The organism is Amycolatopsis jejuensis, assembly GCF_000717335.1.
Lineage (GTDB): Bacteria > Actinomycetota > Actinomycetes > Mycobacteriales > Pseudonocardiaceae > Amycolatopsis > Amycolatopsis jejuensis.
Genome location: NZ_JNYZ01000119.1, coordinates 1 through 295 on the forward strand (window position 1 = coordinate 1; position 295 = coordinate 295).

A 295-nucleotide genomic window follows, 5' to 3' on the forward strand; every position below is an offset into this window, starting at 1 on the left:
TACGGCACCCGTATCCAGGCCTACGGGCGGTTCACCGGCGCGAACACCCTGGAGGTGGTCGAGGGTGACCCGGCGGACGGGAAGTTCGCCGCTCTCGCCCTGCACGGCACGACCCCGGTCGGTGTCGTCGGCTGGCATCACCCGCGTGGTTTCCGCACGGCGCGGGCACAGTTCACGTCCGGGACACCGGACATCCCAGAAAGGCAGCTCGCCCCATGACAACCCACGCCAACGTCGAGACCACCGGATGCCCGTATCCGCATCCGCCGGTGATGCCCCAAGACGGCACCCCGTT

At 69.2% G+C, this 295-nt stretch carries 1 protein-coding gene; it reads left to right on the forward strand.

The window, feature by feature from the left end; all coding sequences use genetic code 11:
* Window positions 1–219 (forward strand): oxidoreductase C-terminal domain-containing protein (locus OO71_RS46010; RefSeq protein ID WP_033296448.1); only part of this gene is annotated, 219 nt, incomplete at its 5' end.
* Between the last annotated feature and the right edge of the window lie 76 nt (window positions 220–295).